This is a genomic window from Actinoplanes aureus, from assembly GCF_015704865.1.
In the GTDB taxonomy this organism is placed as follows: domain Bacteria; phylum Actinomycetota; class Actinomycetes; order Mycobacteriales; family Micromonosporaceae; genus Actinoplanes; species Actinoplanes aureus.
The window spans coordinates 135,094-156,708 of sequence record NZ_JADQTO010000010.1 but is presented as its reverse complement, the minus strand read 5'-3'; the positions used below and the strand labels follow the sequence as shown (position 1 = coordinate 156,708).

20 protein-coding genes and 1 pseudogene are annotated in these 21,615 nt (G+C 72.9%); 12 read left to right on the top strand and 9 right to left on the bottom strand.

Going from position 1 to position 21,615, the window contains the following annotated elements:
- Nucleotides 1-17: 17 nt before the first annotated feature.
- Together I4J89_RS22200 and I4J89_RS22195 are read right to left on the bottom strand one after the other, a co-directional pair.
- On the bottom strand, nucleotides 18-1,352 hold the full coding sequence (locus tag I4J89_RS22200) for an outer membrane protein assembly factor BamB family protein (protein WP_196415945.1): 1,335 nt from the start codon (nucleotides 1,350-1,352) through the stop codon (nucleotides 18-20).
- A 23-nt stretch (nucleotides 1,353-1,375) separates the two neighbouring features.
- Nucleotides 1,376-2,371, bottom strand: coding sequence for a LacI family DNA-binding transcriptional regulator (locus tag I4J89_RS22195; protein WP_230859383.1), 996 nt, complete (start codon nucleotides 2,369-2,371; stop codon nucleotides 1,376-1,378).
- A 102-nt stretch (nucleotides 2,372-2,473) separates the two neighbouring features.
- Here I4J89_RS22195 and I4J89_RS22190 point away from each other — a divergent pair, with 102 nt between their 5' ends.
- The 3 genes from I4J89_RS22190 to surE are packed head-to-tail and all read left to right on the top strand — an operon-like array spanning nucleotide 2,474 to nucleotide 5,287.
- Nucleotides 2,474-3,697, top strand: a complete 1,224-nt coding sequence (locus I4J89_RS22190; protein WP_196415943.1) for an MFS transporter — start codon at nucleotides 2,474-2,476, stop codon at nucleotides 3,695-3,697.
- Between the two features lie 16 nt (nucleotides 3,698-3,713).
- Nucleotides 3,714-4,406, top strand: coding sequence for an alpha/beta fold hydrolase (locus tag I4J89_RS22185; RefSeq protein ID WP_196415942.1), 693 nt, complete (start codon nucleotides 3,714-3,716; stop codon nucleotides 4,404-4,406).
- Complete coding sequence (gene surE, locus I4J89_RS22180; RefSeq protein ID WP_230859414.1) at nucleotides 4,406-5,287, top strand: 5'/3'-nucleotidase SurE; 882 nt, start codon at nucleotides 4,406-4,408, stop codon at nucleotides 5,285-5,287. The genes I4J89_RS22185 and surE overlap by 1 nt, the downstream gene beginning before the upstream one ends.
- A 136-nt stretch (nucleotides 5,288-5,423) precedes the next feature.
- Here the strand turns inward: surE and I4J89_RS22175 are convergent.
- A pseudogene (locus I4J89_RS22175) lies at nucleotides 5,424-5,831 on the bottom strand (winged helix-turn-helix transcriptional regulator); the annotation flags it as partial.
- Between the two features lie 78 nt (nucleotides 5,832-5,909).
- On the opposite strand from I4J89_RS22175, the gene I4J89_RS22170 reads away from it, so the two are divergent.
- Nucleotides 5,910-7,283: an MFS transporter gene (locus tag I4J89_RS22170; protein WP_196415939.1), complete on the top strand. Its 1,374-nt coding sequence runs from the start codon at nucleotides 5,910-5,912 to the stop codon at nucleotides 7,281-7,283.
- Between the two features lie 10 nt (nucleotides 7,284-7,293).
- On the opposite strand, the gene I4J89_RS22165 is transcribed toward I4J89_RS22170, so the two are convergent.
- On the bottom strand, nucleotides 7,294-7,701 hold the full coding sequence (locus I4J89_RS22165; protein ID WP_196415938.1) for a hypothetical protein: 408 nt from the start codon (nucleotides 7,699-7,701) through the stop codon (nucleotides 7,294-7,296).
- A gap of 134 nt (nucleotides 7,702-7,835) precedes the next feature.
- Here I4J89_RS22165 and I4J89_RS22160 point away from each other — a divergent pair, with 134 nt between their 5' ends.
- From I4J89_RS22160 to I4J89_RS22145, 4 genes are read left to right on the top strand one after another with little or no spacing between them, the layout of a single operon-like run.
- A complete protein-coding gene (locus I4J89_RS22160; protein ID WP_196416089.1) occupies nucleotides 7,836-8,453 on the top strand; it encodes a response regulator in 618 nt (205 codons plus the stop codon).
- Nucleotides 8,454-8,501: 48 nt separating this feature from the next.
- Nucleotides 8,502-9,059: a D-alanyl-D-alanine carboxypeptidase family protein gene (locus tag I4J89_RS22155; RefSeq protein WP_196415937.1), complete on the top strand. Its 558-nt coding sequence runs from the start codon at nucleotides 8,502-8,504 to the stop codon at nucleotides 9,057-9,059.
- Nucleotides 9,060-9,067: 8 nt separating this feature from the next.
- Nucleotides 9,068-11,026 (top strand): sensor histidine kinase, encoded by a 1,959-nt coding sequence (locus tag I4J89_RS51560; protein WP_309238413.1) that lies wholly within the window; start codon nucleotides 9,068-9,070, stop codon nucleotides 11,024-11,026.
- Between the two features lie 59 nt (nucleotides 11,027-11,085).
- Nucleotides 11,086-11,475: a DUF732 domain-containing protein gene (locus I4J89_RS22145; RefSeq protein WP_196415936.1), complete on the top strand. Its 390-nt coding sequence runs from the start codon at nucleotides 11,086-11,088 to the stop codon at nucleotides 11,473-11,475.
- Between the two features lie 4 nt (nucleotides 11,476-11,479).
- On the opposite strand, the gene I4J89_RS22140 is transcribed toward I4J89_RS22145, so the two are convergent.
- A complete protein-coding gene (locus I4J89_RS22140; protein ID WP_230859382.1) occupies nucleotides 11,480-12,496 on the bottom strand; it encodes a saccharopine dehydrogenase family protein in 1,017 nt (338 codons plus the stop codon).
- Nucleotides 12,497-12,567: 71 nt separating this feature from the next.
- On the opposite strand from I4J89_RS22140, the gene I4J89_RS22135 reads away from it, so the two are divergent.
- Nucleotides 12,568-13,539 carry a helix-turn-helix domain-containing protein gene (locus tag I4J89_RS22135; RefSeq protein WP_196415934.1) on the top strand — a complete coding sequence of 324 codons (972 nt, stop codon included), beginning with the start codon at nucleotides 12,568-12,570 and terminating at the stop codon, nucleotides 13,537-13,539.
- Nucleotides 13,540-13,541: 2 nt separating this feature from the next.
- Nucleotides 13,542-14,942, top strand: a complete 1,401-nt coding sequence (locus I4J89_RS22130; RefSeq protein WP_196415933.1) for a chitinase — start codon at nucleotides 13,542-13,544, stop codon at nucleotides 14,940-14,942.
- Between the two features lie 33 nt (nucleotides 14,943-14,975).
- Here the strand turns inward: I4J89_RS22130 and I4J89_RS22125 are convergent, their stop codons facing one another.
- Nucleotides 14,976-15,617 carry a response regulator gene (locus I4J89_RS22125; RefSeq protein ID WP_196415932.1) on the bottom strand — a complete coding sequence of 214 codons (642 nt, stop codon included), beginning with the start codon at nucleotides 15,615-15,617 and terminating at the stop codon, nucleotides 14,976-14,978.
- The gene (locus I4J89_RS49675) at nucleotides 15,614-16,753 is read right to left on the bottom strand and encodes a sensor histidine kinase (protein ID WP_196415931.1); all 1,140 of its coding nucleotides are present in this window, start codon (nucleotides 16,751-16,753) and stop codon (nucleotides 15,614-15,616) included. Before I4J89_RS49675 ends, I4J89_RS22125 begins: the two co-directional genes overlap by 4 nt.
- Nucleotides 16,754-16,859: 106 nt before the next feature.
- Between I4J89_RS49675 and I4J89_RS22115 the strand changes: the two genes are divergently transcribed.
- Complete coding sequence (locus I4J89_RS22115; RefSeq protein ID WP_196415930.1) at nucleotides 16,860-17,477, top strand: DedA family protein; 618 nt, start codon at nucleotides 16,860-16,862, stop codon at nucleotides 17,475-17,477.
- 9 nt (nucleotides 17,478-17,486) lie between these two features.
- On the opposite strand, the gene I4J89_RS22110 is transcribed toward I4J89_RS22115, so the two are convergent.
- Nucleotides 17,487-18,479: a CU044_5270 family protein gene (locus tag I4J89_RS22110; protein ID WP_196415929.1), complete on the bottom strand. Its 993-nt coding sequence runs from the start codon at nucleotides 18,477-18,479 to the stop codon at nucleotides 17,487-17,489.
- Entirely contained in the window at nucleotides 18,476-19,048 is a 573-nt protein-coding gene (locus tag I4J89_RS22105; protein ID WP_196415928.1) for an RNA polymerase sigma factor, read from the bottom strand. Before I4J89_RS22105 ends, I4J89_RS22110 begins: the two co-directional genes overlap by 4 nt.
- A 105-nt stretch (nucleotides 19,049-19,153) precedes the next feature.
- On the opposite strand from I4J89_RS22105, the gene I4J89_RS22100 reads away from it, so the two are divergent.
- Nucleotides 19,154-21,511: a helix-turn-helix transcriptional regulator gene (locus I4J89_RS22100; RefSeq protein WP_196415927.1), complete on the top strand. Its 2,358-nt coding sequence runs from the start codon at nucleotides 19,154-19,156 to the stop codon at nucleotides 21,509-21,511.
- Nucleotides 21,512-21,615: the final 104 nt, after the last annotated feature.

The window sequence follows — 21,615 nt, the reverse complement described above, 5'->3', positions numbered from 1 at the left end:
CCCCACCCCCCGGTCGCTCAGCGGGTGGCCGTGACGACCGCCCGGCCCGGGTCTCGGCAGAGCAGGTGCCGTTCGGCCACCTCGCAACCGAAATCGGTGGGCGAGCGCATCATGCCGATCACCGTCGGCTCGCCGGTGTCCAGGTCCAGCCGGGTCAGGATGGCGTGCCCGACCGGTGTCGTGGTGGTTCGCGAGAGCAGCACGGAGCCGGTGTCGCCGGGTGGGCTGTGGATCTCGCCGCGTCCGCCGGGGCCGATCCGGCGGCCGTCCGCGGTGTCGACCAGCGTCTGAACGGGTGGGAAGTCATTGTTGCCGGCCAGCAGGCGGCCGGTGCCCGCCGGTGCGACGGAGGTGATGCCGGGCATCTGCCAGCGGGTCCGGCCGGTGGCCGGGTCGAGTGCGGACAGGCCGTGGTCGTCGATCAGGCACAGCACCTCGCCGCAGTCCAGAATCCACGGGAAGGAGTTGGTGGTGGTGTGCCACAGCCCGTCGAGTGTCTCGAGGTGGTAGGCGGTCACCGTGGACTGGTAGGTGTCCGTCCGAACCACCAGGAGGCGGTCACCGGCGGTCAGCAGGAAGACGTCCTCGCCGGGGAGGTACCGCGGTAGCGGCCGGCTGTGCACGGGCTCGCCGTCGGTGTATCGCAGGACGGTGATGTCGCCCGGCTTGGTGATCATGATGACGCGATGTGGGCGCCCGGCGTGGTACCCGATCGTGATGGCTTGCACGCCCGGAGCCGGACGGCTCCAGAGGGGTTGGCCGTCGCCGGCGCGTACCAGGCTCAGCGATGAGAAGTCGCCGTTCTTGTCGCGCTGTTCCAGAAGGACGCCGTCGGCGCCGGCGGCGAGCGGCTCGCCGGGCCGGTCCCAGAGCCGGTCGCCGGTGGCGGGGGCCAGCGCGATCGTCTCCCGGTAGTACATGAGAAGGCCGGACTCGCCGTCGCGGAACGTCCGTTCGACGGTGGCCAGGTCGCTGCGCAGCAGCAGGAGGCCGGCGTCCGGCAGGAACTCCACCGCGCCGAGATCCGGACCGACCGGGCGGGCCCATTTCGTCGAGCCGCTCGCGATGTCGTGCGCGGTCAGCACGGCCTGGCCGTCCATCATCCGCTGCGCGACGACGCTGTCGCCGGCCATCATGATGGACTCCTGCTCCTGGACCGGCAGCTCCCACGCCACGTGCACGGCGGGCGGCGCGGGGACCGCGGCGGCGACGAGAGTCGACGCGCACAGCGCGGCCACGGCCGCGACCCGCAGGCGGCGCAGCAGCCGGCGATCCAGACGTGGCATCGGATCGTCGAGCTGTGGCCCGGCCGGCCGGGTGGTGACGTCGCCGAGGTCGATCACGGGTTGCATCGAGGCGATGCTATTCCGGGGCCTCAACTCGAGTCGCGCTCGACCAGCCGCATCGCGGCGGTGTGCAGAACGCCCGGTTCGGTACCGGGCTGCTGGATGAGACGGTCGATGAGCGCGGCCAGCTCGGCCCCGCTCGACGTGTCGAAGGCGATCGAGGTCAGCCGGGGCCGGGCGAGCTGGGCGACGAGCAGGTCGTCCGCGCCGACCACCGCGACGTCGCCCGGCACGTCGAGTCCCTCGTCCTGCAGGGCGCGCGTCAGCAGCAGGGCGTAGTCGTCGTTGTAGCCGAACACGGCGTCCCATCCGGAGTCGTGCCAGGACCGGGCGAGCCGGGCCGCGTCCGCCAGCCGGTAGGCCAGGGGCACCGGGGTGATCTGAACGCCGTGGGTGGCGGCCGCCTGCCGTGCGCCGGCGAGCCGCTGGCCGGCGTAGAGGTCCAGTCCGCGTTCCTGCGGCATGACCACCGCGATCCGCCGCCGGCCGCGCTGTGCCAGGTGCTCGACGGCGAGCCGGCCGGCCTCGTCGTGGCGGAAGATCACCGTGTAGGCGCCGGGTACCGCTTCGGGTGACAGGGCGAGCACCACCCCTACGCCCGCGTTGCGCAGCAGATCGACGGCGGCCGGGGTGAGCTGCATGCCGGGCACCGCGACCGCGGCGGGGCGCAGCTCCGCCCAGGAGCGGGCCAGATCGACCGGATCGCTGTCGTGCCCGCCGTGCAGGACCAGGGTGTATCCATGCCGGTGCAGGCCCTGTTGCAGGTCGTCGAGCCAGTCGCTGACCAGGCGGCCGATCGCCGCCTGGGTGGCCGGCATCAGCACCAGGTTGCTGCGCCCGGCGCGCAGCGATCGGGCGGCGGCGTGGCTGACGTAGCCGAGCCGGGCGGCGGCATCGCGAACCCGCTGCCGGGTCGTCTCGCTGACCCGGCCGGGTTCCGTGTCGTTCAGGACGAAGGAAACGGTGGCGCGGGAGACGCCGGCCGCCCGGGCGACATCGGCGCTGGTGACTCTCGGTGCGGACATCGTCGTCATGGTTTCACAAGACTCTGGCGCGATTGCGTTTCAGTGTGTTAGACAGCACGTTACACGAGTAACGTTACACGTGTAACGCGATGAGGAGCCGCCATGAAACTCACCGACGCACCGCCCGCGAGCGCGCCGCCGCGCACCGCGGGCGGGCTCCTTCCTCTGCTGCTGCTCACCAACGTCGCCATGTACGCCGTCTACCTGGGCGTCGGCGGCGTGCTGATCCCGGCCCAGGTCGCCGCCATCGACCCGGCGAACAAGGTGGCCAACCTGGGTCTGGTGGCCGGGGTCAGCGCGATCTTCGCCACCCTGTTCAACCCGGTCGCCGGGGCACTGTCCGACCGCACCGGCCGGCGCAACCCGTGGATCCTCGGCGGCGGACTGGCCGCTCTGGGCGTGCTCGCCGTGCTCGGCCACGCCCGTACCGTGCTGCTGGTGGCGATCGGCTGGTGCCTGGGCCAGGCCGCGATGAACGTCTACCAGGCCGCTCTCACCGCCGTGGTGCCCGACCGGATCCCGGTCGCCCGGCGCGGCGTCGCCTCGGCCGTCGTGGGCCTCGGCGTCCCGCTCGGCGGCACCCTCGGTGTCTGGATCGCCGCGCGTGCGGCCGGAACCCCGGCGACCGGATACCTGATCCTCGGTGCCGTCGTGGCCGCCGCGGCGGTCGTCTTCACCGCGTTCACCCGGGAGACGAAGGTGCCCCGCGACCCGGTGGGCGTCGGCACCCAGGTACGCGCGTTCCTGTCCTGCCTGGCGCACCACGACTTCCGATGGGCGTTCATCGGGCGGGCGCTGCTCGTCCTGGGCTACTTCGCGGTCAACGCCTACCAGCTGTACGTGCTCACCGACCACATCCGGCTGCCACCCGGCCTGGAACCGGCCGCGGCCGTCGGCGTGCTGACCCCGATCTCGATGGCCGGCATGACGGTCTCCACCCTGGTCGGCGGGGTGCTCTCGGACCGCCTGGACCGGCGCAAGATCTTCATCGGGGTGTCGGCCGCGCTCGCCGGAGCGGTCATGCTGATTCCGTTGTTCAGCCCGACGTGGACCGGGATGCTGCTGTTCAGCGCCCTCAACGGACTCGCCTTCGGCTGCTTCATGGCGGTCGACACCGCCCTCGTCACGCTCGTGCTGCCCCGCGCCGAGGACGCGGCCCGCGACATGGGCGTGCTCAACATCGCCAACGCCGGGCCGCAGATCATCGCGCCCCTGGTGGCCTCTCTCGTCGTCACCACCGCCGGCTACGGCCCGCTGTTCCTGGTCGGTGGCGTGCTGTCCGTCCTCGGCGCTCTTGCGATCATCCCGGTCCGTGGCGTCCGCTGAACACTAGGAGAATCCGTTGAAACTGCACACTCGTACCTGGGGCGACGGCGGGAAGACCGCTGTGCTCGTACACGGCATCATGTCCGACTCGCGAACCTGGCACCGCGTCGCTCCACGCCTCGCCGACCTGGGGTATCGCGTCGTCGCGGTGGACCTGCGCGGGCACGGCGCGAGCCCGCGCGGCGCGTACTCCCCGCAGGAGTGGGCCGACGACCTGGTCGACACCCTGGACGGCCCGATCGCTGTCGCGATCGGGCATTCGCTGGGCGCGGTGGCGCTGAGCCTCGCGGTGGACCGCCTGGACTGCGTACGCGCGATCTACAGTGACCCGGCGTTCCTCATCGGCCAGCTCGGCACCGCGGCGGACCGGGAAGCCTTCCGGCGGTTCAAGCACGCCACCCGGGAGCAGATCGTGGCGGTCAGCCCGCGCTGGGACACCGCCGATGTGGACGTCGAGCTGGCCACCCTCGCCGACTGGGACGACACGACGGTGGACGCGCTCGCCGGGATCGTCGCGGTGGCCGCCCCGGCGAGTCCGCGGATCCCGTCGCTCGTCCAGCTCGCAGAGTTGAGCTTCGGCAACGTGCCCGAGGTGATCGAGAAGATGCGGGAGGACGGTCTCGAGGTGCGGATCGTCCCGGGTGCCGGGCACACCATTCACCGCGACGACCTGGACGGCTTCTTCACGACTCTGGACGGGTGGATCTGATGCGTGCCCGTACCGTGGCGGCCGCGCTGCTTGCCGCCCTTGCCGTGGCCCTGCCCGGTGCCGCACCGGCCGTGGCCGGCCCGGTCAAGCTCCGCATCCTGCTCACCAACGACGACGGCTACACCGCGCCCGGGATCCGGGCGGTCGCGGCCGCGCTCACCGCGGCCGGCCACGACGTCACGATCGTCGCGCCCGCGGTCAACAACAGCGGCGTCGGCACCAAGCAGGGGTACGAGCCGACCCTGCGCGCCCGGGAAGCCGAACCGAAGATCTGGGCCGTCGAGGGCACGCCGGGTGAGTCCGTGCTGTTCGGCCTGCATCACGTCTTCGCCGCGGCCCAGCCCGACCTGGTCGTCTCCGGCACCAACTTCGGCCCGAACGTCGCCGCCGTCGCCAACCATTCCGGCACCGTCGGCGGCGCCATAACCGCGCTGGACTACGGACTGCCGGCGCTGGCGGTCTCCACCGACCTCGACCTCAGCGGCAAGCCGGAGCCCACCCTGCGGGCCATCCCGCTGACGGCCCAGTTCACCGCCCGCCTGGTCGGCCACCTGGCGGCCCGCTCCCGGCACGGCGAGCTGCTGCCGGCCGGCCTGGGCCTGAACGTCAACTACCCGATCGTCGGCGACGGCTCCCGGCCGGCGACCGGCTTCCGGCTCACCGAGCAGAGCCACGAGCCGGTGTTCCACCCGTCGTACACCCCCGACGGCGCCGGGCGGTGGACGATGACGACGGCGATCGACGTGGGGAACCCCGAGCCCGGCACCGATCTGCACGCGTTGCTCGCCGACCGGGTCTCGATCACCCCGATCAACGCCGACTGGAACGCCGGACACCGCGGGCGCGGGCCGGGTGCCGCGCTGGCGGGCTTCCGCGGGTGACGCGCTGAAGGGGTACGGCGCCGGCCGTGCCCCTTCACAGCATGGTGGCGCGCCGCTGAGCGGTGACCACCTCGTGGGCGATCGCGTCGCGTTCGGCGGCCGCCCGTCCGGCCTCGGCCTGCTCGGCCGCGATCCGCCGGTCGTAGGTGGTACGCGCGGCCGCGATCTCGTTCTGGTGTGATTCGGTCCACGTAACAAGGCTGCGGATGGTCTCGTGCAGCGTGGCGCCGAGCGGTGTGAGCGCGTAGTCGACGCGCGGCGGCACTGTGGCGTGCACGGTGCGCGAGACCAGCCCGTCGCGTTCCAGGTGCCGCAACGTCTGCGCGAGCATGCGCTGGCTGATGCCGTCAATCTTGCGCTTGAGCTCGGTGAACCGCAGCGTACGCCGCTCCAGCAGCGCGATGACCAGCAGCGACCACTTGTCGGCCACCCGGTCGAGGATCTGCCGGACCTCACAGTCCTCCCGGGTGTCCCACTGCCAGACGTCGTAGTCGGGGCCGGTTACCTCGCAGGAACCGGGTGCGCCGGAAGTGCCTTCTTCCATGGTCATCGATAGTGCCCGACGATCCGGTCAGTTACCAATCGGAACCGGCATGCGCCGGAGGAACCGGAGAAGAAACACATGAACGCACGGGCATGGGGGGTCCTGCTCGTCCTGAGCGGGGCGATCTTCCTGGAGGGCATCGACGTCGCGATGCTCAACGTGGCGCTTCCCGCCATCCGCCACGACCTCGGGCTCTCCACCGGCGTGCTCAGCGGCGTCGTCAGCGCCTACGTGCTCGGGTACGGCGGGTTCATGCTGCTCGGCGGCCGGGCCGCCGACCTGCTCGGCAAGCGCCGGATGTTCCTGCTCTGGTTGACCGTCTTCCTGGTCTTCTCGGGTCTGGGCGGATTCGCCACCGAGGGCTGGATGCTGCTCACCGCACGCTTCGCCACCGGTGTCGCCGCCGCCTTCATGGCGCCCGCCGGCCTGGCCCTGATCACCGGCACCTTCCCGGAAGGCCCGCAACGCAACCGGGCGCTCGGCGTCTACGCCGGCACCGCCGCCGGCGGTTTCTCGCTCGGCCTGGTCGCCGGCGGCGTGCTCGCCTCGGCCGGCTGGCGCTGGGTGTTCTTCGCCCCGGTGATCCTCGCCGCGATCATCCTGGCCGCCGCCGTCCCGCTGCTGCGCGACGAAACCCCGCCGGCGCGGCCGGCGCGCGGAAGCTTCGACCTGGCCGGTGCGGTCACCGTGACCGCCGCCATGCTGCTTCTCGCGTACGGCGTGGTGCGGCTGGAGCACGGCGGGGACGGCCTCGGCACCACTCTGCTCGTGTTCGCCGCCGGTGCGGCCGCACTCATCGCGTTCGTGGGCATCGAGCGGCGCTCGGCCGCCCCGCTGGTCCGGCTCGGCATCCTGCGTTCACCGGTACTGGTCCGGGTCAACGCCGCCGCGCTGCTGTTCATGGCGGCGTTCGCCGGGTTCCAGTTCATCGTGACGCTGTATCTGCAGGAGCTGCGTGGCTGGAGCCCGCTGCAGACCGGCCTGGTCATGCTGATCGCCGGCATCGACATGGTGCTCGCGCCGACCCTGACCCCGCGGCTGGTCAACCGGTTCGGCACGGTCCGCGTGCTGTTCGCCGGGATCCTGTCCGCGGTGCTGGCCTACGCGCTGTTCCTGCCGGTCGCCGAGGACTGGACGTACGCCGCGATGCTGCCGAGCATGGCCCTGATCGGGCTGGCGTTCTCGCTGGCGTACGGCCCGCTGACCACGGCGGCCACCGACGGCGTGGCCGAGCACGAGCACGGCCTGGCCGGCGGGCTGCTCTACACGTCGATCCAGTTCGGCACCGCGCTGGGCGTCTCGGCGGTGACCGCGCTGAGCGCCTCGCAGCTGACGCTCGAGACGATCCGCGCGGCCCTCGTCCTGCCCGCGGTCGCCGCCGTGCTCGCCGCCATCGTCACCGCCTTCGGGCTGCGATCGCGGGCCGCCGCAACGGTCCCCGTCACGGTCTGAGCCGCCGTGCTCACATCATCCAGTTCGTGGTGGCGATCGGATCGTTGAGGGCCTCGACGCTCGGCGGTGTCTGAGCCGGTGCACCCGCCGCTGCTCTCCCGCGACCACGGAGGGCCGAGAGCCGGGGCCAGCGGCGGCGGGCGCCCTGGCGGGTCATGCCGACCGCACGCCCGATGTCGGGGTAGTCGGCTCCGTACTCGGCGGCCCGGCTGGCGGCGGTCTCCGCCAGGTCGGCGATCTGGGCCTGAACGGCGTGAAGTCCGGACAGCGTCGCCAGCCATGCCTGGCGGCGTTGTTCGTGGCTCAGTCCGGGCTCGTAGGGAGTCGTGACCTCCATCCGCTGCGGGCCTGGCGGCTGACGCCGCGCCCATGCCCAGGCCAGCTCCTGTACTTCGCGTGCGAGTGCTTCGTCCGCCATGACAGCCCCCTGTTGACAACAGCCGTTGTCGACAGCGTCCTGCGGTAAACACTTGTTGTCAATGCCCTGGCCGCAAGGGATGGCCGACGGCCGGTACGCCGGCTACTAACCTGGCGGCCGTGACGGTACGCGTGATGGTGGTGGACGACCACCCGATGTGGCGGGACGGGGTGGCCCGGGATCTCACCGAGGCCGGCTATGCGGTCACCGCCGCCGTCGGCGAGGGAGTCCAGGCCCTGCGGATCGTCGCGGCCGCCCGGCCCGACGTGGTCGTCCTCGACCTGCAGCTATCCGACCTGTCCGGCGTTGACGTGATCCGCGGCCTGCGGGAAGCCATGCCGGCCGTACGCATCCTGATGCTGTCGGCCAGCGGCGAGCAGCAGGACGTGCTCGACGCGGTCAAGGCGGGCGCCACCGGCTACCTGGTGAAGTCGGCCGGCCGACTGGAGTTCCTGGACGCGGTCCGGCGTACCGCGGGCGGCGAGACGGTGTTCACCGCCGGGCTGGCCGGGCTGGTGCTGGGGGAGTACCGGCGGCTGGCCGCCTCCCCGGCGGACAAGCCGGTGCTCACCGTACGGGAGACCGAGGTGTTGCGGCTGGTCGCCAAGGGTTTGTCGTACCGGCAGGTGGCGGAGCGGCTGGGCGTCTCGCATCGCACGGTGCAGAACCACGTGCAGAACACGCTGGGCAAGTTGCAGCTGCACAACCGGAGTGGGCTGGTGCGCTACGCCATCGAGAACGGCCTGGACTGAGTACTTGTACTCATGCCACCGACCCCGGCTGCCGGGATCTTGTCAGGCATGGTTCTCTACGCGTCCCGCGCGACCGTCCGGCGTCGTGATCCGGTGTATCGCGCTGTCACCCGCTTGCTGGCCTTCGCGCTGGCGCCGCTCGCCTGGGTACTCACTTCGGGCCGTGCCCGGCACACGGCCTGTCAGTGGGCACTGAAGCTCCGGTTCCCCGCCGAGGACCTCGCCGGCCTGACCCCGCCGGCCCGGGCGGCCTTCGAGGCGGCGCGCACCCGGGCGCTGTGGTGGCACGGCGAGCTGATCGGGCTGACCTCCGGCTACCGGGACGCCGCCACCCAGGCCGCGCTGTACGCCGCGGAGGTGGAGCGCAGCGGCTCGGTGGCGGCGGCCCGGCGGTGGACGCTGCCGCCGCACGAGTCGCGGCATGTGGCGGGCGTGGCCGTCGACGTACGCCCTTCCGAGGGGGCCCGCTGGCTGGAGGAGCACGGCGCGCGGTACGGCCTGTACCGAACCTACGACAACGAATGGTGGCATTTCGAATACCGTCCCGAGGGACGGCCGGTCCGCCTGCCGCATCCGGGCGCCGCGATTCCGGGACATCAGCGATGATCGTCGACGTGAGTGAGCGGTGGTCGGCGGCCCTGGCGGGTCTAGGTGGCAGTCTCCTGGTCGCGGTGGTGAAGTCCTCCTCGTACGGGGGTGGCTTCTCGCCCCGGCTGGCCGTCCAGGGCCCGGACGCCTACTACGGGCCGTACACGTTCCTGCCGCTGATACCGACCGCGGCGACCGTACTGGCCCTGTGCCTGCTGCGGTGGTGGCCGCATCTGCTGGTGGCGGGTGGGCTGCTGACCGTACCGATCGCCTGGCCGCGACTGCTGCCCGAGACCTCCGGCCTGGAGATGTACTACGCGCTCAGCGCGGTGTTCCCGCTGCTCGTCGTGGGTGCGCTGGGCGCCGCGCAGAGCCTGCTGCGCGGCGGGGCACCGGGCTCGGGCGCGGCCGTGGCCGGTCTGGTCACCGGAGCCGGCCTGTTCGGCGGCGCCCTGGTGGGCCCCGGCTGGCTGCAACAACTCGAACCCGTCCTGCGGGCATGGCACGTACTGCTGCTCGTGGCCGGCCTCGCCGCGATCGCCCCGGCGGCCTGGCGGTGGCGCGGCGGCGACCGGGCGGCCATCGGCTTGCCGGCCGAGCCGGCGTGGAGCTGGCGGCGGCTCCGGCTGATCATCACGGGCGGCCTGGTGGCGCTGGCGGTGCTGCCCCTGGCCCTGCTGTCCGCCGGGCGGCTCGCGACGCTGCTGGACGTCGACTGGACCACACTGTCGCGTTACTCGTACACCAAGACCGCCATCATCGGCGCGTTGACGCTGGCCGTCGCCACCGCACTGTCCCTGCTGGCCGGCCTCTGGCCGCTGGCCGGCGCGCTGACCGCCGCGACCGTGCAGGTCGCGGTCTCCGCCCCGCTGGTCATCGCCTACGCCGCCACCGGCGAGGCGGGCCCGGCACGCTGGTTCGGCGCGTTCGCCGGGGTGGCGATCGGCGCGGCCGCCGCCGCGAGCAGGTGGCGCGTTCCGGCCGCGGCGACCCTTGCGGTGGGTGCCGCGACGACACTGTTCATCGCGTACGCGGCTACCAGCGGCCAGCCGGAGAAGCTGGCCGAGCAGCACCGCGTCGTACCCGCGCTGCTGATGCTCGTGCTGGCGACCGCGGCAGCGACCGCGGTGGTCGGTGCGACCGCGCCCGTGCTGGCCCGGCGCGGGGCGGTCCCCGCGGTGCTCGGCCCCATCGCCGGGGTCCTGGTCGTGGCCGGCCTGCAGACCGTCCCGGTGATCTACCTGCGGGACGGGCAGCCGCTGCCGGAGTCGCTCACCTCGCTGATGCACCTCGACACCGCGGCCGTGCTGCTGCTGGTGGCCGGCGCCGCCATCGGCGGCCTGGGCGTCGCGCACCACCTGAGCGAACGCTGGGCGGAACGCAAGCGGGCCGAGCTGATCCGCCAGGAGGCGGCGGCCGCGGAACGCGACCGGCTGGCCCGGCCCATCCACGACGGTGTGCTGCAAGTGCTCGCCATGGTGCAGCGGCAGGGCTCCGAGCTGGGCGGGTCCGGTGCGCAGCTGGCGGCGCTGGCCGGCGAGCAGGAGGCGGCGTTGCGCAACCTGCTCAGCGGCGGCGGCGCACCGCCGGCGGTGGCCGGCGCGGATCTGCGGGCCGTGCTCACCGCGCTGGCCGCACCGGGAACCGAGGTGTCGGCGCCCGCTGAGCCGGTGCTGTTGCCGCGGGCCTCCGCCGCCGAGCTGACGGCGGCGGTCCAGGCCGCGCTGGACAACGTGCGCCGGCATGCCGGCGCCGGCGCACGGACCTGGATCCTGCTGGAGGACGAGGGCGACGGGGTACGCGTGACCGTACGCGACGACGGCACCGGCTTCGAACCGGACCGCCTCGACCAGGCGGCCCGAGCCGGCCGCCTGGGCGTGGCGCAGTCGATGCGCGGCCGGGTCAGCGACCTCGGCGGGACCACGCTGATCCACAGCCGCCCCGGCGAGGGCACCGAAGTCGAGTTCTGGGTGCCCCGCCGCTGAGTACCGGCCGGGCGTTCATCGTCTAACCTTTGATGATCTTGAGCGATGGGGGTGTGGCGATGCGGCGATGGTGGCCGGTGGTGGCCGTGACGGTGGCATGTGTGCTGGCCGGATGCACGCCGGACGCCGCGGAGCCCGGCGCGGCGAAGTCGCAGCCGGCGGCGGCCTCCGGCACCGCGCAGGCCGCGTTGGAGGGGTTCGTCGAGGTGGTCCGGTCGAGCGTTCCGGAGGTCGCCGCCGAGCGGAGCGACGAGGAGATCCAGGCGGTCGCCGACTCCGCCTGCGCCGATCTGGCCGCCGGCAAGGCCGCCCACGACGTCGTGACGGCGACCCGGTCGCTGGGCACCCTCGACGCCGAGGCGACCGACCAGGCCACCGCCCGCGAGCTGATCAAGCTGGCGATCGACACCACCTGCCCGGACCAGGCGGGGCGCGTCGACGAGTTCTGACCGGCTACGCGTGGACCTCCGCGGTCAGATACGGGGAGAGCGCGCGGAGGAAGTCGGGCGCGTCGAAGATCTGGCCGGCCGAAGCGACGCCGGTGGTCCGGATCTGGCCGCTGAGGATGCGGTGGACCGCCTCCACCGCCAGCGGCGCGGTGATGGCGTAGATGTCCTGGCCACGCGCCACCACGCGGCGCTCCTTGCCGCCGGAGCGGACGATGACGTCGACCAGGAACGTCTGGGCGGACCGGCCGTGCTCGTCGACCGCGGCCGGCGCCGGGGTGTCGGGGGACGACAGCTCGCGGGCCGCCTCGGCCGCCATGTAGGTGCGCACCTCGGGGATGGGCAGGTGGCTGGGGATGGTGACGACGTCGGCCATCGTGAACTCGCCGATGACCGGCCGGGTGCCCAGCGGTTCGGGGAACGCCCAGTCCAGGGTGGGCGGAGCATCGGTACGGTACTCCAGCCGACCGTTCGCGTACCGGACGCGCCGGCCGTCGCGCCGTTCCCGGGAGACCGCGCCGGCGGCGCGCGTGCCCTCGGTGGGGTGCCAGTTGCTCAGTCCGTACGCGACGTGCGCCTCGTCGGCGGACGTCCAGTCGCCCATCGCCGTGGTGGCCAGCAGGTCGCCGAGGCCGCCGAAGAAGGCCATGGCCGGGACGATCACCGCGCCCGCGGCGCGAGCCCGGTCGCTGAAGTGCGCGAACGTGTCGGCGTTGGCTTCGATCTCGGCGGCCACGTCGACGTACGCGATCCCGGCGCGCAGAGCCGCCTCGATGACCGGCCCGGCCGTGGTGGCGAACGGACCGGCGCAGTTGATCACCGCCGCCGTTCCGGCCAGCGCCCGGTCGAGTGCGGCCGGATCGTCGACCGACGCGGGCCGTGCCTCCAAGCCGGTCTCGGCCGCCAGTTTGCTCAGCTTGTCGGCGTCACGCCCGGACAGGACCGGGGTGAACCCACGTTTGCGCAGCTCCGCCACCACGAATCGACCGGTGTGCCCGTACGCGCCGAATACCGTAACCATCATGCGATAGATCATCGTGGGGCCGGACAGTCCGGGCTAGTGTCCGGAACGACAGGGTGCATACAATTCCGGACATGGGCACTGTCGCGCTGGCCGTCACCGACGGGATGTTGCATCTCGAGCTGTCCCTGGCCTATGAGGTGTTCGCCTCCGCCCCGGACGCCGTGCGGGTCCCGTGGTACGAACTCGTCATCTGCGGGCCGGTCGGCGTGCAGGTCGGTCGCTTCCGGCTGGAGCCGGACTTCGGGCTAGACCGGCTCCCGGAGGCGGACACCGTGATCATTCCCGGCTGGGCAGACGTCGACGTGGATCCGCCCGGCGAACTGGTCAGCGCGGTGCGCGCGGCACACGCGGCCGGCGCGCGGGTGGTCTCCCTCTGTACGGGCGCGTTCGTGCTGGCCGCGGCGGGCCTGCTGGACGGACGGCGGGCGACCACACACTGGGCGCACACCGACGTCATGGCCGCTCGCTACCCCCGGGTGGAGGTCGACCCGGACGTGCTCTACGTCGACAACGGCAACGTGCTCACCTCGGCGGGCAAGGCGGCCGCGCTGGACCTCTGCCTGCACCTGGTCCGTCTCGATCACGGTTCCTCGGTCGCCAACGCGGTCGCCCGCCGCCTGGTCGTGCCGCCGCACCGGGCCGGCGGGCAGGCCCAGTTCGTCACCGCTCCGGTGCCCGCTCAGGACGATCATCCGCTGGCCGGCCTGTTCGCCTGGATCGTCGAGCGGCTGGACCAGCCGCTGACCGTGGAGGACCTGGCCCGCCAGGCGCGGATGAGCTCCCGCCACCTGGGCCGCCACTTCCGGGCGGCGACCGGCACCACCCCGCTGCAGTGGCTGCTGAACCAGCGGATCCGGCACGCGCAGGAGCTGCTGGAGAAGAGCGACGACAGTGTCGACGCGATCGCCGAGGCCACCGGCATGGGCACGGCGACGACGCTGCGCCGGCATTTCAACCGTACGGTCGGCGTACCTCCGGACACCTACCGCCGCACCTTCCGGGCCGCTCTATTTACATCTTCAGTTAACAGTCCTAATAATTAGCCATGCGTCGATCCGTGATTCTTGCTGCGGCGGTCGCCCTGGCCGCCGCATGCTCAACCGTCTATGTCGCGACCACCGCGAGTGCCGCTGTGGCCTGCGCTCCCGCCTGGAGCGCGAGTGCCGTCTACGTGAAGGACAACGTCGTCTCCAAGGGCGGCAACAACTACACCGCCAAGTGGTGGACCCAGGGTGAGGACCCGGTCCTCAAGAGCGCGCAGTGGGACGTGTGGATCAACAACGGCGCCTGTGGTGGCACCACCAACCCGTCGCCGTCCCCGTCCAGTGCGTCCCCGTCCCCGTCGGTCTCACCTTCGGCGTCGCCCTCCACGTCGCCGTCGCCCTCGACCTCGCCCAGCACCCCGATCCCGGTCGGTGGCCTGCCCAAGCACGCGCTCATCGGCTACCTGCACGCCAGCTTCGCCAACGGCTCCGGCTATCTGCGGATGGCCGACGTGCCCGCCGAGTGGGACATCATCAACCTGGCCTTCGGCGAGCCGACCAGCGCCACCTCCGGTGACATCCGGTTCGCTCTCTGCCCGGCCGCCGAATGCCCCGGCGTGGAGACCGAGGCCCAGTTCATCGCGGCCATCAAGGCCAAGCGGACCGCCGGCAAGAAGGTGCTGCTCTCCATCGGCGGCGCCAACGGCCAGGTGCAGCTCACCACCACCGCGGCGCGCGACAGGTTCGTCAGCTCGGTCAGCGCGATCATCGACAAGTACGGCCTGGACGGCGTCGACATCGACTTCGAGGGCCATTCGCTGTCGCTGAACACCGGCGACACCGACTTCAAGAACCCGACCACGCCGGTGATCGTCAACCTGATCAGCGCGATCCGCTCGCTCAAGGCCCGGTACGGCGCCGGCTTCGTGCTGACCATGGCGCCGGAGACGTTCTTCGTCCAGCTCGGCTACCAGTACTACGGCTCCGGGCCGTGGGGTGGCCAGGACCCGCGGGCCGGCTCGTACCTGCCGGTGATCTACGCGCTGCGCAACGACATCACCGTGCTGCACGTCCAGGACTACAACTCCGGCTCGATCATGGGCCTGGACAACCAGTACCACTCGATGGGCGGCGCCGACTTCCACATCGCGATGACCGACATGCTGCTGGCCGGCTTCCCGGTCGCGGGCAACACCGCCAACATGTTCCCCGCTCTGCGTGAGGACCAGATCGCGTTCGGCGCTCCCAGCTCGACCAGCGCGGGCAACGGCTACGTCGCGCCGGCCGGGGTGCAGCAGGCGGTGAACTGCCTGGTGAAGGGTACGAACTGCGGCAGCTACGCGCCCCGCAGCGGCACCAACCCGAACTTCCGCGGCCTGATGACCTGGTCGATCAACTGGGACAAGTTCTACGGATGGGAGTTCAAGAACAGCCACGAGCCGTTCCTGAACGCGCTCGGCTGAGCCGGGGCCGGCCGGCCCCGGTGCACCCCGGGGTCAGCCGGCGTCGTGGACCAGGATCGCCGCCTGGACGCGGTTCGCCAGGCCGAGTTTGCCGAGCGCCCGGCTGACGTGGGCCTTGACGGTCGCCTCGCTCATCGACAGCTCGGCCCCGATCTGCGCGTTGGACAGTCCACGGGCCACCGCCTCGATCACGTCGAGCTCCCGGCCGGTGAGCACCTCGAGGCGGGCCCGTGCCTGCTCGGCCGGGCCGGCGTCCTGCCCGGCGAACGAGCTGATCAGCCGCTTCGTCACGGTCGGCGCGAGCATCGCGTTGCCGGCGGCCACGGTCCGGACCGCGCCGGCCAGTTCGACCGGGGGTGTGTCCTTGAGCAGGAAGCCGACCGCGCCGGCCCGTAGCGCGCGGTGCACGTACTCGTCGAGGTCGAAGGTGGTCAGCATGACCACCTTCGGTGGGTCGGTGGCCGCGGCGAGGTGCTCGGCGGCGGTGAGCCCGTCCATGCCCGGCATGCGTACGTCCATGAGCACCACGTCCGGCGCGAGATGCGCCGCCGCGGTGATCGCTTCGGCGCCGTCCCGGGCCTCACCCACCACGACGATGTCACCCGCGGCGTCCAGAATCGTGCGCAGCCCGGCCCGTACCAGGTGCTCGTCGTCGACCACCAGAACCCGGATCACGGCTGACCCACCGGGAAGCGGGCCCGCACGGTGAACCCGCCGTCCGGCTCCGCCCGGGTCTCGAGTTCGCCGTGCAGCAGCTCGACCCGCTCGCGCAGGCCGACCAGCCCGAGTCCCGCCCCGGGCAGTTGCCGGCCGGCGTCGGCCGGTGGACCGTTGTGGACGGTTACGTCCAGCGCGTCCGGCTGGAACCGGACCGCAACGTCGGCCGTGGTGACACCGGCATGCTTGTGCACGTTGGTCAGTGCCTCCTGAACCACCCGGTACGCCGCCCGTCCGACCGTGGCCGGCACGTCGTAGACCGCTCCGGACACCCGATGCCGCACGCTGAGGCCGGCCGCCTCGGACCGGCGGACCAGCTCCGGCAGGTCGTCCAGGCTCTGCGCGGGCCGGGGCACGCCCGCCTCCGGCCGGGGCGAGCGCAGCACACCCAGCACCTCGCGCAGGTCCGCCAGCGCCTCCCGGCCGGTCTCCCGGATCACCGCGGCCGTCTCGACCGTGGCCGGATCGGTCGCGCTCACCTCCAGGGCGCCGGCGTGCACCACCATCAGCGAGACCCGGTGCGCGACGACGTCGTGCATCTCCCGGGCGATCCGGTTGCGCTCCTCGGCCCGGGCGCGCTCCTCCTGTGCCGCCTGCTCCCGTTCCAGGCGGGCGGCGCGTTCCCGCAGCTCGTTCAGCAGATCCCGGCGATTGCCGAGCCACAGCCCGATCACCAGCGGAAGGACGACGAGCCAGAGCAGCATCGCGAAGAAGTTGGCCGGGGTCGCCGTGGTCACGAAGCGCGCCCCGCCGAGATAGCTCGCCACCGGCAACCCGAGGATCAGGACGACGAGCGAGCCGGCCAGGTAGACGCCGAGCCGCCGCTGCCGCAGGCGGCTGCCGGCCTGGTAGGAGGCGACGATCGCGGCCGGCCAGAGCGCGGCGACCACCCACCCGGCGGCCGCGGCGAGAAGGATCGGCCACCACCGTTCCCGGACCAGCGCGGCGGCCAGCCCGGACCCGGCCGCCATCAGCACGATCAGCCAGACGGGCAGCGGGGAACGGACGCCGATCGCGCCGCTCGCGGAGTACAGCGAGCCGGCGAACACCACGAGGCCCAGACCCCACGGGATCAGCCGCTCACGAGCAACCACGCGCCAAGCCTAGGTGACAGTTCAGGGCCGGCCCTGCGACTTTCGTAGGGGGTCGGATCGACTCAGTGCTGAGGAGCGGCGCTGACCGCGCGGCGAGAGTCGGGCCATGGATTCGGTGCTCGATGTTCTTCACCAGACGATGACCTCACCGTGGATCTACGCGGCGCTGTTCGCCATCGCAGTTGTCGACGGGTTCTTCCCGGTGGTGCCGAGCGAGACCGCGGTCATCACCGCGGGCGTGTTCGCCGCGACCGGTTCGCCGGAGCTGCTGCCGGTGATCGTGGTCGCCGCGGCCGGTGCGATGACCGGCGACCACATCTCGTACGCGATCGGGCGCCGCACCGGCCTCGCCGACCGGCTACCGGCCGAGGGGCGGCGGCGTAAGGCGTTCGTCTGGGCTCGTCAGGCGTTGCTGACCCGGGGCGGGCTCGCGCTGATCGTGGCCCGGTACGTGCCGGGCGGTCGTACCGCGGTCACCATGACGACCGGCGCGATCGGCTATCCGCGCCGCGACTTCCTGCGGTACGACGCCGTCGCCGCGGTCTCCTGGGCGGTGTACTCCACCCTCGTCGGCTACCTGGGCGGCCTGGCGTTCGAGCAGGATCCGCTGCGCGGGCTGCTGTTCGGGCTCGGCTTCGCCCTGACCGTGACCACGGTGGTGGAGGTGGTGCGCTACGCCCGGAACCGGCGGCGGAACCGGCCGTCGGTCCGGGCGGGCGCGTGAGATGGCAGGTCAGGGAGTGTCGCCCGGCTTGTCGACGATGCCGGCGCGGTTGCGGACGACCAGCCGGAACACGTCGCCGGCACGGGTCCGCGAGGTCCCGTCGTCGCCCTTGCTGACGTGATTCTTGACGGCTACCAGACGGTCGCCGATCAGCGCGTACGTCTTCGGGTCGAAGAGCAGGTCCTTCTTCAGGTAGCCCTCGACCGTCCAGGTCAGAGCGATGGCCGGGCGCCCGTCGAGGTTGACCGAGCCCAGGTCGACCCGCACGCCGGGCTGGCGGGCCAGCCACCGGAAGATGGCGGCCTCCACGTCCGGCGGGAGCACGTACTGCATCAGCAGCGCGTCCGGGTCGGCGCCGACGGTCTTGGGCGCGGCGATCCACCGGTCGACCTTGTCCGGTGTGGTCAGGGCGGCCAGGTCGGCGTACGGGATGGTGAACCAGGACATCTGGGCGGTGCGCTTGGTGACCTCGGTGCGCCCGCCGTTGTCCCGGTCGGCCATCACGTCGCCGTCGACGCGCATCCAGTTCTCCACCCGTACGGTCTCGGTCTTTCCGGGGACCAGCGGGCCGTTCGGGGCGGCGTCGAGGATCTTCCGCTGGTTGCGGGTGGAGATCGTCTCGACGTACATGAACTGGTCGTCGCGCGGCGGCGTCCACGGCTTGTTGGCGGCCGCCCAGGCCGCGTTCTCCAGCAGTTCGGCAGCCTTCGCCGGCTTGGCGAACGGCAGCGCGGCGACCACCGGCCGGCTGGTTCCCGGCCGGCTGGCGCCCGGCTGCGGCACCTCGGCGGGGCCGACGTTTTCCAGCACCACCACACCCACCGCGGCGGCGGCCGCGGTCGCTACCACCGCGGTGATCCGGACCGCCCAGCGGGGCCGTCGGCGGGCCGGGCCGGGACCGCTGATCCGGTCCAGAAGTGCCGCGCGGGCCCGGTCGTGTGCCGCCGCGGACGGGACCTCGTCGGGCCCGAAGACATCCTTGAGTACGTCGATCTCGTTCACTGCGAATCCCTCTCTCCCAGAGCCGTACGCATCTCCTGCCGCGCCCGGTGCAACCGCGACCGGACGGTGCCGGCCGGAACGTCGAGTGCCGCCGCCACCTCGGGCTGGCTGAGGCCGGCCCACGCCACCAGCAGCAGCGCGTCCCGCTCGCCACTGGACAACCGGGCGAGCGCGGCCGCGAGCCGCCCCCGTTCGGTGGCGGCGTCCAGGCGGCCGGCGACGGCGTCGTCGTGCGCACCGGCCGGTTCGTCCGGGACCAGCCGGGCCAGCGCCCGGTACCGCCGCGACTCGGCCCGCCCGTGACGGGCGATCAGATTCGAGGCAATGCCGTACAACCAGGGCGCCGCGTCGGGGCGGTCCCGGTGGTAGCCGTCGATCCGGGTGAACGCGACCAGGAACGTCTCCGAGGCCACGTCCTCGGCCAGGTCACGGCCGAGCCGCCGGGCCGCGTACGCGTAGATCCGCCCGTAGTGCCGGTCGAACACCGCCGCGAACAGCTCCGGCGACCGGCCGGCCTCCGCGATCAGTTCCGCGTCGGTACGCGCCGCCAGATGTACGTCCGTCTCCATCGGCTGTCACCTTCCTTCCGCACCCTCTTCGCCGCAGGGCGCAGAAGTGTTCGCCGGGGTTTCCTGACCGGGAGAGAACCGGCGGGCGCGTAGAGTGTCGCCGATATGGGGCCTGCCTCGATCCGTCTCGCCGTGGTCGGTGTGGACGGTGCCGGGCGTACGCATCGGCTCCGCGAGCTTGCCGCGGCCGCGACCGGGCCGGTGTGGTGGTTCTCCGGGACCTGGGACGCGGAGCGGGCCGGCGAGCGGCTGGTCATCGTGGACGACGCGCACCGTCTCGACGCCGCGACGTTGCGGGAGCTGGCGGCGGCCGCACGCGGCGGCGTACCGATGGTGATCTCCCGGCGGCCGACGATCGACCGGCCCGAGCTGGCCGATCTCGATGAGACCGTCGCCGCGGGCGGCGTGGAACTGCTCGGTGCTCTCGACCTGGACGGTGTCGGGCGGCTCGTGGCCACGGTGACCGGCCGGCCGGTGTCGCCGGAGGTCGCCGCGGCCGTCTTCGAGGCCTCGGCCGGCGTGCCCGCGGTGGCCGCCGCGGTCGCCACCGCGCCGCCGGGTGTGCCGCCGCCGGCGCTGCTGGCCCGGGTGCAGCGGCGGTTCGCCGTGCTGGATCAGGCCGCGGTCACCGCCGCGCGGGTGCTCGCGTTGCGGCTCGACCTCGCCGACCACGTGCTCGCCGCGGCCGCGGGCGTCGAGCTGGCCGAGCTGGCCGCGGCACTGCGGACGTTGCGGGACGAGGGCCTGCTGGTGCCGGACGGCGAGCGGATGATCCCGGCGGTCGCGGCGGCGGTGCTGGCGGAGTTGCCGGCGGCGGAGCGGCGGCGCATTCACGACGCGGTCGCCGGTGCGCTCGTCGCGGCCGGGACCGATCCGGTGGCCGCGGCCGGTCAGCTGCGTGCGGCACGGGCGGCCACACCGGTCGCGGCCACCGTGTACCGGGAGGCGGGGGAGCGGTTGCGGTTCTCGGATCCGGCCGCCGCGATCGGCTGGTACGACGACGCCGCGGACGCCGGGGCCGATCCGGGGACGCTGGCGGCGGGCCGGGCCGAGGCGAACGCGCTGCTCGGGCTGCCGGTCGAGGTGGACCAGTTCACCCTCGCGAGCCCGGCCGGAGGGCACCGCGGGGACGGGTCGCCCGAGGACGAGCCCGGCACCGCCCACCGGCTCGCCCTGGTCGCCGGTGCGGTCGCGGCTCACCAGGGTCGGGCGGCTCGGGCGGCCGAGCTGCTGCTGGGCACTGCCGATCCGGGGCCGGCGCTCGCCGTACCCTCGCTGGTGGGAATCGGCCGGATGCCGGAGGCGCGTCATGCGGCCGGCGGTCCGGCACCGGCCGCGTTGTCGCGGTTCGCCGAGGGCGCGGTGGCGGCCGTCGAGCCGGCTGTCGCCCTGCCGCTGCTGATCGAGGCGGCGGAGGCGGTGGAACGGGGAGTGCCGGCGGTGGTGCTGCCGGATACCCCGCACGCGGTCGCGGCGGTGATCGCGGTCGCCGCGGGCGATGTGGCGTCCGCGGAGGATCTGCTGGTCCGGGCGGGTGCCGCCGGTGTCGGTGGGCCGGTGGCGGTGGAGCGGCACCGGCTGCTGCTGGCCTGGGTGCGGATGCGGACCGGCCGGTACGACACGGCGCTGGCGGAGCTGCGGCGGCCGGCCGGCGCGGACCCGCCGGGCCGGGACCGGCTGTTGCGGGCCGCGCTGGCGGCGGGTGTCGCCCGGCGGCGTGGTGACATCGCCGGGCTGCGTGACGCCTGGTCGGGTGTGGAGCCGCTGCTGGCCCGCCGCACGGCGGACCTGTGGCTGGTGGAGGTCGTCGAGGAGCTGGCGGTCGCCGCGGCCCGGCTGCGCCGCCTCGCCCGGGTGGAGCCGGTGCTGGAGCTGCTGGACGGCATCCTGACCGGGCTGGACCGGCCGGTCGCGTGGGCTGTGTCGCTGGACTGGGTGCGGTTGCAGACCGCGATCGTGACCGAGGACGAGGACGCGGCGGCCGAGGTGGCCGGGAGGCTGGCGGCGGTGGTGACCGGCGCGGCGCGGCCGTCGGCGCAGTGCACGGCGGCCGAGCGGTGGGCGGCCGTGCTGACCGGGCGGGTGGAACCGGAGGCGGTGCTGGCCGCGACCGAGGATCTGGTCGCCGCGGAGCTGCCGTGGGAGGCGTCGCGACTGGCCGGACAGGCGGCGATCCGTACCGGGGATCCGGCCGCGGCCCGGCGGTTGCTGGAGCGGGCCCGGGAGTTGTCCGAGCCGGAGGCCGCCGCCGGTGGCGGCGCTGCGGCGGCCGCGACGCTGTCCGAACGGGAGGTGACCGTGGCCCGGCTGGTGCTGGCCGGGAGTACCCATCGGGAGATCGGCGCGCAGCTCTACATCGCGCCGAAGACGGTGGAGCATCATGTGGCGCGCATCCGCGGCAAGCTGGGCGCGAACACCCGTGCGGAGCTGCTGGCCGCGCTGCGGGAAATGCTGCCGGACTGAACCACGAGTTGGATATGCGACACGAGACTGTGGATCCCCTAACCGAACCCCTATACCACGGGGAACACCCCGATGCCCGGACCGGGCCGCGGGTCGCACGCTGG

Coding starts and splice junctions, on each gene's coding strand:
- I4J89_RS22200 (WP_196415945.1), bottom strand. CDS start 1,352: ATGCAACCCGTGATCGACCTCGGCGACGTCACCACCCGGCCGGCCGGG.
- I4J89_RS22195 (WP_230859383.1), bottom strand. CDS start 2,371: ATGTCCGCACCGAGAGTCACCAGCGCCGATGTCGCCCGGGCGGCCGGC.
- I4J89_RS22190 (WP_196415943.1), top strand. CDS start 2,474: ATGAAACTCACCGACGCACCGCCCGCGAGCGCGCCGCCGCGCACCGCG.
- surE (WP_230859414.1), top strand. CDS start 4,406: ATGCGTGCCCGTACCGTGGCGGCCGCGCTGCTTGCCGCCCTTGCCGTG.
- I4J89_RS22170 (WP_196415939.1), top strand. CDS start 5,910: ATGAACGCACGGGCATGGGGGGTCCTGCTCGTCCTGAGCGGGGCGATC.
- I4J89_RS22165 (WP_196415938.1), bottom strand. CDS start 7,701: ATGGCGGACGAAGCACTCGCACGCGAAGTACAGGAGCTGGCCTGGGCA.
- I4J89_RS22160 (WP_196416089.1), top strand. CDS start 7,836: ATGGTGGTGGACGACCACCCGATGTGGCGGGACGGGGTGGCCCGGGAT.
- I4J89_RS22155 (WP_196415937.1), top strand. CDS start 8,502: ATGGTTCTCTACGCGTCCCGCGCGACCGTCCGGCGTCGTGATCCGGTG.
- I4J89_RS22145 (WP_196415936.1), top strand. CDS start 11,086: ATGCGGCGATGGTGGCCGGTGGTGGCCGTGACGGTGGCATGTGTGCTG.
- I4J89_RS22140 (WP_230859382.1), bottom strand. CDS start 12,496: ATGATGGTTACGGTATTCGGCGCGTACGGGCACACCGGTCGATTCGTG.
- I4J89_RS22135 (WP_196415934.1), top strand. CDS start 12,568: ATGGGCACTGTCGCGCTGGCCGTCACCGACGGGATGTTGCATCTCGAG.
- I4J89_RS22130 (WP_196415933.1), top strand. CDS start 13,542: ATGCGTCGATCCGTGATTCTTGCTGCGGCGGTCGCCCTGGCCGCCGCA.
- I4J89_RS22115 (WP_196415930.1), top strand. CDS start 16,860: ATGGATTCGGTGCTCGATGTTCTTCACCAGACGATGACCTCACCGTGG.
- I4J89_RS22105 (WP_196415928.1), bottom strand. CDS start 19,048: ATGGAGACGGACGTACATCTGGCGGCGCGTACCGACGCGGAACTGATC.
- I4J89_RS22100 (WP_196415927.1), top strand. CDS start 19,154: ATGGGGCCTGCCTCGATCCGTCTCGCCGTGGTCGGTGTGGACGGTGCC.